Source organism: uncultured Thermosynechococcus sp., assembly GCF_937958135.1.
GTDB lineage: Bacteria > Cyanobacteriota > Cyanobacteriia > Thermosynechococcales > Thermosynechococcaceae > Thermosynechococcus.
The window spans coordinates 22,639-30,198 of sequence record NZ_CALGOG010000075.1; the positions used below are offsets into that span (position 1 = coordinate 22,639).

General features: G+C 54.7%; 8 protein-coding genes. 7 read left to right on the forward strand and 1 reads right to left on the reverse strand.

What is annotated here, in order from left to right; genetic code table 11:
• Nucleotides 1–145 precede the first annotated feature (145 nt).
• From Q0711_RS09455 to cruF, 7 genes are all read left to right on the forward strand, one after another.
• Nucleotides 146–973, forward strand: coding sequence for a DUF975 family protein (locus tag Q0711_RS09455; protein ID WP_298613624.1), 828 nt, complete (start codon nt 146–148; stop codon nt 971–973).
• Nucleotides 974–991: 18 nt separating this feature from the next.
• Nucleotides 992–2,317 carry an aspartate aminotransferase family protein gene (locus Q0711_RS09460; protein ID WP_298613627.1) on the forward strand — a complete coding sequence of 442 codons (1,326 nt, stop codon included), beginning with the start codon at nt 992–994 and terminating at the stop codon, nt 2,315–2,317.
• Nucleotides 2,318–2,360: 43 nt separating this feature from the next.
• Complete coding sequence (locus Q0711_RS09465; protein ID WP_298976948.1) at nt 2,361–2,684, forward strand: hypothetical protein; 324 nt, start codon at nt 2,361–2,363, stop codon at nt 2,682–2,684.
• A 65-nt stretch (nt 2,685–2,749) separates the two neighbouring features.
• The gene (locus Q0711_RS09470; RefSeq protein WP_298613633.1) at nt 2,750–3,235 is read left to right on the forward strand and encodes a VOC family protein; all 486 of its coding nucleotides are present in this window, start codon (nt 2,750–2,752) and stop codon (nt 3,233–3,235) included.
• Nucleotides 3,213–3,491, forward strand: coding sequence for a glutaredoxin family protein (locus Q0711_RS09475; protein ID WP_298613636.1), 279 nt, complete (start codon nt 3,213–3,215; stop codon nt 3,489–3,491). Before Q0711_RS09470 ends, Q0711_RS09475 begins: the two co-directional genes overlap by 23 nt.
• A 42-nt stretch (nt 3,492–3,533) precedes the next feature.
• Complete coding sequence (locus tag Q0711_RS09480; RefSeq protein ID WP_366142733.1) at nt 3,534–4,244, forward strand: TrkA family potassium uptake protein; 711 nt, start codon at nt 3,534–3,536, stop codon at nt 4,242–4,244.
• A gap of 166 nt (nt 4,245–4,410) precedes the next feature.
• Nucleotides 4,411–5,304: a gamma-carotene 1'-hydroxylase CruF gene (gene cruF, locus Q0711_RS09485; protein ID WP_299042385.1), complete on the forward strand. Its 894-nt coding sequence runs from the start codon at nt 4,411–4,413 to the stop codon at nt 5,302–5,304.
• Nucleotides 5,305–5,337: 33 nt separating this feature from the next.
• Here cruF and priA read toward each other — a convergent pair.
• On the reverse strand, nt 5,338–7,560 hold a 2,223-nt coding region (gene priA / locus Q0711_RS09490; RefSeq protein WP_299042388.1), incomplete at its 5' end, for a primosomal protein N'.

The following is a 7,560-nucleotide window of genomic DNA, read 5'->3' on the forward strand; positions in this document are numbered from 1 at the left end:
GCCTCTGAGCTGTGCAGGTAAAATTTCGTTGCCAACCGCTTAATAGTGCTTACAAAATCTCAAAAAGTTCAAAAAGTGCCACACTAAAGATTGGCGCAAGACAGAACAGTCGTTAAGCTCAAGGCAAATCCCTGGAGCCGCCATCATGTACGGTGAGTCAGAACATACCCCCCAAGCGATCGCTGGCCGTTCTTACCAAGTGCGGATTGGCCAGTACCTGACGGAGGGTTGGCAAATTTTCAGCACCCAGCCCCTTGCTTACATTGGCTTCTTTATTCTTGTTTCCATGGTTAATGTTGTGCTCAACAATATTCCAGGGGCTGGTCTAGTTGTTAGCACTATTCTGGCAGGACTTTTCTCCGCAGGCTACTACTTTTTTGGTTTTCAGATTGCCCGTAACCAAAGACCCGAATTTACTCACTTCTTCGGGGCGTTCAAGAATAACTACTTTTTGCCTGTCTTTTTGACAAATTTAATCATTAGTTTGATAACTAATCTCTTTGTTCTCAGTGCCGGTGTCCTATTTCTGGTTGCAGGGTTGCCGTTTTTGCAAAGTGTATTAGAGCAGGGCGCCGTTGAAGGTGCTGCCTCAGAGGCAGATACCAGACAATTGTTAACCCTCCTCGATCAACTCCCCCGTTTTCCTGAGGTGCTGACACCCGTTTTAATCTTGGGGGGGATTCTCCTGCTGCTGTTGGGGATTTACTTTGGGGTAGCCTATCTATTTGCCCTGCCTTTGGTGGTGGAGCACCGGTTTGACGTGTGGCCAGCCCTAGAAACCAGTCGCCGCTTGATCTCCCGTAGCTGGTGGAGCTTCTTTTTTCTCAACGTGTCAATTATTTTCTTCCATATTTTAGGCTTGTGCCTCTGCGGTGTGGGGCTGTTGGTGACAATTCCTTGGAGTAGTTGTGTCATTGTAGCAGCCTACCGCGATATTATTGGCCTAATTCCCTCCATCAGAGATACAAATTAGCTTTCTAGTTTTAGTGTAATGACGCTGCCTACCCTTGCAGAGATTAACCTCGACCCCTTTTGGATGCCCTTTACGGCCAATCGGCAGTTTAAGCAAAGCCCTCGCCTTCTCGTGTCAGCGGCGGGGATGTACTACACGAGTATTGATGGCCGCTCCATTCTCGATGCCACAGCGGGGCTGTGGTGTGTTAATGCCGGACACTGCCGCCCTGAAATCCGCAGCGCGATCGCTCAACAGGCTGCTACCCTGGATTTTGCCCCCACCTTTCAGATGGGGCATCCGGGACCCTTTCAGGTTGCCGATCGCCTGCGTGCCATTACCCCTGAGCCTCTCAACCATATCTTTTTTACTAATTCTGGCTCTGAGGCGGTGGACACAGCCTTGAAAATTGCCCTAGCTTACCATCGCTTGCGGGGGGAAGGCAGTCGCCAACGGCTCATTGGGCGTGAGCGGGGCTATCACGGGGTTGGCTTTGGGGGAATTTCCGTGGGAGGCATTGCCGCCAATCGCAAGTTCTTTGGTCCTCTTTTGGCAGGGGTAGATCATCTGCCCCACACCCACAATCTTGAGCAAAATGCCTTCAGCAAGGGGCAGCCAACGTGGGGAGCACATTTAGCCGATGAGCTAGAGCGGTTGGTGGCTCTGCACGATGCTTCAACAATTGCCGCTGTAATTGTCGAACCCTTGGCGGGTTCTACGGGGGTATTGATTCCGCCCCAAGGGTACTTGGAACGCCTGCGCGCCATTTGCGATCGCCATGGCATCCTGTTGATTTTTGATGAGGTGATCACCGGCTTTGGCCGTCTGGGTGCTCCCTTTGCCGGCCAATACTTTGGCGTGACGCCGGATCTGATTACTGTGGCCAAGGGGTTGACCAATGCGGCTGTGCCCATGGGGGCGGTCATTGTGCGCGATGAAATCTATGAAACCTTTATGCAAGGGCCCTTGGGGCAAATTGAGTTTTTCCATGGCTACACCTATTCGGGACATCCCCTTGCCTGTGCCGCTGCCTTAGCCACCCTAGAGATCTACGAAAAGGAAGCCCTATTTGAGCGGGCGGCTGCCCTTGCTCCCTATTGGCAGGAGGCCGTCCACAGCTTGCGGGGGCTGCCCCATGTCATTGATATTCGCAATTTGGGCCTGGTGGCGGGCATTGAATTGGCGCCGCGGGAAGGTCAAGGGGGTGCCCGTGGCTATGATGCCCTCTGCCGTGCCTTTGAGGCGGGGCTGCTGATTCGAGTTACAGGGGATATTATTGCCCTCTCGCCTCCGTTAATTGTGGAGCGATCGCACATTGATCAAATGATGGAGATTTTAAGTCGCGTTCTGCGGGAACTTCCTTAGCTGGCTGAGCGTCAGCAAAAGCACTCTCTCACCGGAGGCTTGTATGTTACGCTTCCTGTCGCTGGCCATCGGGAGTGTCGTGACCCTGCTGGCGATCGCCCCCCCAATGCGGGCGGCCTATCCTCTCTTTCCCAATCAGCCGGGGGTAGATGTCTTCTTCCCCGGCCTCGAGTCTTTTGGGCGGCCACAGACCCCGCAATACACTCCCTACAACCCCATCTTTTACCGTCCGCCGGGGCAATCCCAGACCTACATTATCGTACCGGTGCCCTATCCAGCTCGCCCTGTGATTTACTACTTGCCCTACGGCGCACCTGTTTATTCCCCCCACTTTCCCTATCCTTGTTATCCCTTTCGGTGTAGGTAAAGTGGGCGCTGCGGAGGAGCGATCCTGCTACAATAGCGGATAATTTAGCTTTTTTGAGAGGGGGTATGGCGCACTTAGCGATCGCGCCTGTATTGTTTCACTTGGCATTTCCGGTCAACAATCTAGCGGACACCAAAGCCTACTACATTGACGGCTTGGGCTGCGAACCAGGGCGGGAAAACGCCCACTGTCTAATCCTCAAGCTGTATGGCCATCAACTGGTGGCCCATGTCACCGCTGAACCCCTAACCCCACCCAAAAACATCTATCCGCGCCACTTTGGTTTGATTTTTTTGGCTCAGGCCGACTGGCAAAATCTGCGCGATCGCGTGGTCAAAAACGGGCTGGAATTTTATCAGCCGCCGCGCACCCGCTTTCCCAACACCCCCCTAGAGCATCAAACCTTCTTTTTGGCAGACCCCTTCCACAATCTCATTGAAATCAAGCACTACCGCAATGTAGAAGCCATTTTTGGCCTGCGGAATCACGCTTCCATTGGCGATACCTCCCCTGCATCTGTCTCCCCCTGTGAGTCATCTCATTCTCTATAGCAAGCCCGGCTGTCACTTGTGTGAAGGGCTACAGGAAAAGCTGGCTACTCTGAGGGAATTTACCCTTGAAGTACGCGACATTACTCGCTGCGAAGAGTGGTGGCAAGCCTATCAGTACGAAATTCCGCTGCTCTATTTGGTCATCGGCGAACAGGTCATTCCCGTGCCGCGCTTTTCTCCCCGTGCAAGTGCTGAACAGATTCGGCAGCGCCTCCAGCAATTGGCGGGTGGGAGCAAATCGGAGGCTGCCGATTGAGGGGATAATCAGCGTAGTACGCCAACAGGAAACTCACCTATGGTGGATTTGGGAGCGATGTTCTTTCGCGGACGCGGGGTCAAGATCTCCCAGCAGTTTGCCGTAATCGGTCTGGGGCGCTTTGGCCGAGGGGTATGTGAAACCCTGCACGGCATGGGCTACGAGGTGCTAGGGAGTGACAACCAAGAGCGGTTAGTCAATCAAGTCCTGCAGGATCACATTGTGGATCATGCAATTCAATTGGACTCCACAGATCCCCAAGCCCTGAAGGAAGCAGGTCTGCTGGAATTTGAAACAGTGATTGTCGCCATTGGCAATCATGTGGATGCCAGTATCATCACTACGCTTAACCTAAAGGAAGGGGGCGTGCCCAATGTCGTTGCCAAGGCTTCCTCGGAGATTCACAAAAAACTGCTAGAGCGCGTCGGGGCAGATCGCGTGGTCTTCCCGGAATATGAGGCGGGTTGCGACTTGGCGCGATCCCTCACCCGACCGGCCATTCTCGATTGGTTTGATCTCGACCCTGAAAAAAGTATTGTGGAAATCAAGGTTCCCGAGGTATTTCACAATCGCACCGTTGCGGAGGTGGAACTTCGCAGTCGCTATGGCCTCAACCTGATTGCCCTGCGCTTTGATGACAAGTTTGAGATCAATCCCAGTCCTAGCCAAAAGCTCAAGAAGGGGGACGTTATGGTGGTGATTGGTGCCAATGAGGACATTGACCGCTTTTTGCGCAGTCAGCACATTCACTAGCAGGGGGTGAGGGCTTGTTTCCCTAGACCAGAACCGCCTCACACTGCTATGACGCCCTTAGCCAATGCTGGCTCCCTTTTGGGGGGTCGCAGACAGCAGGCAGAAGAGTGATACACTCATATTAACATTTGTAAACAATTGCCCCCTACCCTTTGAGATTGCCCCTATGAAGAACGCGCTTTACACTGCGGAGCAGGTGTGCCTGATTGGTCACATCTTGGCAATGGCCTTTGGTTTGGCGGGGTTACTTCTCGTGGTACCCCATCCTGAGTTTATTCTGGCCTTGCCCCCCTGGGGTCAGCAGCTCTTTCAGTGGAGCATGGCGAACGGCGGGGTAGTTTATATTGTCCTCGGGGCGCTGGCGATCGCTCTCCATACCTATCGCCACTTTGGGCTTGGCAAACTTCTCGGCTTTCTGCTGCCAGCAGTGGGAATTTCCCTCACCAGTGAACTGTTGGGTACCAGTACCGGCTTTCCCTTTGGCCATTACGGTTACCTCAGTGGCTTGGGGTACAAAATTGCTGGCCTTGTTCCTTTTACGATTCCCCTCTCTTGGTTTTATATGGGGCTGGTCACGTTTCTATTGGCCTATAGCGGTTTCATAAGTCGTCCTCTGCGGGAAGGCAAACCGCTGGGCTTTGGGGCAGTCCTGAGCACCGTGGGCTTAGGAGCAATCTTTTTGACGGCCTGGGACTTTGTTTTGGATCCGGCCATGAGTCAAACGGCAGTCCCCTTCTGGCAATTTCAGGAGGTGGGTGAGTTCTTTGGCATGCCCTACCGCAACATTTTGGGGTGGACAGGGACAGGGGCAATGTTTATGGGGCTGGCAATGATCACCTGGTGGCCAAAGCCGGTGGTGGTCAACCGCAGGCAACTGATTACCCCCCTGCTGGTCTATCTGGTCAACTTTGCCTTTGGCGCGGTGATTACGCTTACCTCCTTGGATCAGCGTTTTTGGATTCCCGCAACCCTAGGCTTTGTTTTAGGTGTCGTACCCGTCACGCTGCTGTGGTGGTTTGCTCAAACTTCTCTGGGGAAGACGGCAGTAGATCTTCGGTAGAGATGATTCCTGGGGGGAGAAGGGGCAATTCCTTCAAAGGAAATTAAAGGGGTCAACATCAATACTGAATCGCGTGGAGCTGGGACAGTGCATCTTAAGGCCATTGAGGGCTTGACTCAGCCGCGGAAAATCTGTGGGTGAACCTTTCAGGAGAATTTGCCAGCGGTAGCGATCGGCAATTTTGGCAATCGCCGCCGGTGTTGGACCGAGAACTTCCCACGTGCCCTCTGCAACGGGTGGGAGTGCCTGTAACTGCTGGGCGATCGCCTGGGCTGTGGTGGCCACCTGCTCTGGATCAGGACTGCTGAGGCGCAGAAGGATGAGTTGGCCATAGGGGGGATAGCCCAAAGGCTTGCGGTTGCTCAGCTCCTGGGTGGCAAAGGTTTCCCAGTCGTACTGTTTTACCGCTTGGATGACCCCATGCTCAGGAACATAGGTTTGGAGGATAACTTGCCCTGGCGTACTGCCCCGCCCGGATCGCCCCGCCACTTGGGTGAGCACCTGAAATGCTCGTTCCGTAGCTTGATAATCCGGTAGATGGATCAGGCTATCGGCAGCTAAAATTCCCACCAACGCCACCTGGGGCAAATCAATCCCCTTGGTCAACATTTGCGTCCCTACCATCACATCCGCCTCGCCGGCGGCAAACCGGCTCAACAGTTGGCGATGAGATCCTTTACGTTGCGTAGTGTCACTGTCAAAGCGCAGTACCCGCAACTGGGGAAACCGCTGATTGAGTTCCGCAACCACCCGCTGCGTACCGCCGCCAAAGGGTTTGAGATAGGGAGAGTCACAGCTGGGACACCGCCGAGGAAAAGCCTGCTGGTAACCACAGTAGTGACAGCGCAGAACCGTTAGGTGGTCGCTAAACAGATGTGCGGTAAGCGAGACACTGCAGTGGGGACAGTACAGAGCCGTGCCACAACTGCGGCAGGACACAAACGTGCTATATCCACGCCGCGGGACAAAGAGAATGGCCTGCTGACCCCCTAGATTTGCCAACGCTTCCTGAAGAGGAAAACTGAGCATGGAGTAGTTCTTGCGGAGCAGCTCTTGGCGCATGTCCACAACGGTAATGGGGGGCAGGGGGCTACCGTGAATGCGTTCCGGCAGGGACAGAGGGTGAATCCGCCCCATTTGCGCTGCTTGCCATGTGCTCAGGGCAGGGGTAGCCGTTCCCAAAATCAAGGGAATGGACTGTTGGCGCGATCGCCATTCCGCCACCGTGCGGGCATGGTAGCAGGGCTGGGGTTGATCCTGCTTGTAGCTACTGTCGTGCTCTTCATCCAGAATCATCAGACCCAGCCCGACCAGGGGCAGAAGCACAGCAGATCGTGTGCCAATGACCACGCGCGGCTCCTGCAGGAGCGTCAAGCGCCAAGTGTCATAGCGCTCCCCCTCACTCAAGCCACTGTGATAAACCAACACCCGCTGTCCAAACCGCGCCCGCACCCGATCTGTCAACTGCGGTGTTAAGCCAATCTCCGGCACGAGCAGCAAGGCGGATCGCCCCCGCTCTAGACAGGCGGCAATGGCCTGTAGATAGACTTCTGTCTTGCCGGAGCCGGTGACCCCGTGGAGCAAAAAGGTTTCCCCCGTTTCTAAATGCTGCAAAATCTGTGCTAAGGCAGTGGCTTGGGCAGGCGTTAACGTTTTAGGCGCCTCTGGCGGAACCGCTACTCCCTGTTCAAGACGGCAAGACTGCTGCTCGACAATGGTAAGATACCCCTTGTCCGCAAGACGCCGCAGGGTTTGGGAGGTGGTGCCCATTGCTGTGAGTACCTCCTGCAGCGGACAGTCGCGACCCTGTTGCTGAAGATAGTGCAGGATCTGCCGCTGCCGCTGCGTTAGCTCCTCCCCTCCCTTCCCCTTCAGGAGCACCACCACCTGTTGGTGTTTAGGCTGTTGAGCGCTGGGTGCTGCCAGATAGGTCTCCACTAAGCCGAGACGTTCGAGTTCACTGAGGGCTCGCCGCACTTTGGGAAAGTGTTGCTGGAGGTAGCGCACACTGTAGTCCCCACTGCCTTTGCTCTGGAGAAAGCGCAGCAGATGTTGCCCCTGCTCAGACAGGGGAGGAATGCCCTGTTGGCGGCGCAGACGTACCCGCCGTTGTGCTCTCCCCAAAACCCCCGGCGGCAGGGCAGTGCGCACCACTTGGATCAAAGGCGTGCAGTAGTAGGTGGCAATCTGCTCTAGGAACGCCCAATAATCTTTTGGAAAAAGCTGCTGGTCAACAATTTCTAGGAGCGATCGCAA

Coding starts and splice junctions, on each gene's coding strand:
- Q0711_RS09455 (WP_298613624.1), top strand. CDS start 146: ATGTACGGTGAGTCAGAACATACCCCCCAAGCGATCGCTGGCCGTTCT.
- Q0711_RS09460 (WP_298613627.1), top strand. CDS start 992: ATGACGCTGCCTACCCTTGCAGAGATTAACCTCGACCCCTTTTGGATG.
- Q0711_RS09465 (WP_298976948.1), top strand. CDS start 2,361: ATGTTACGCTTCCTGTCGCTGGCCATCGGGAGTGTCGTGACCCTGCTG.
- Q0711_RS09470 (WP_298613633.1), top strand. CDS start 2,750: ATGGCGCACTTAGCGATCGCGCCTGTATTGTTTCACTTGGCATTTCCG.
- cruF (WP_299042385.1), top strand. CDS start 4,411: ATGAAGAACGCGCTTTACACTGCGGAGCAGGTGTGCCTGATTGGTCAC.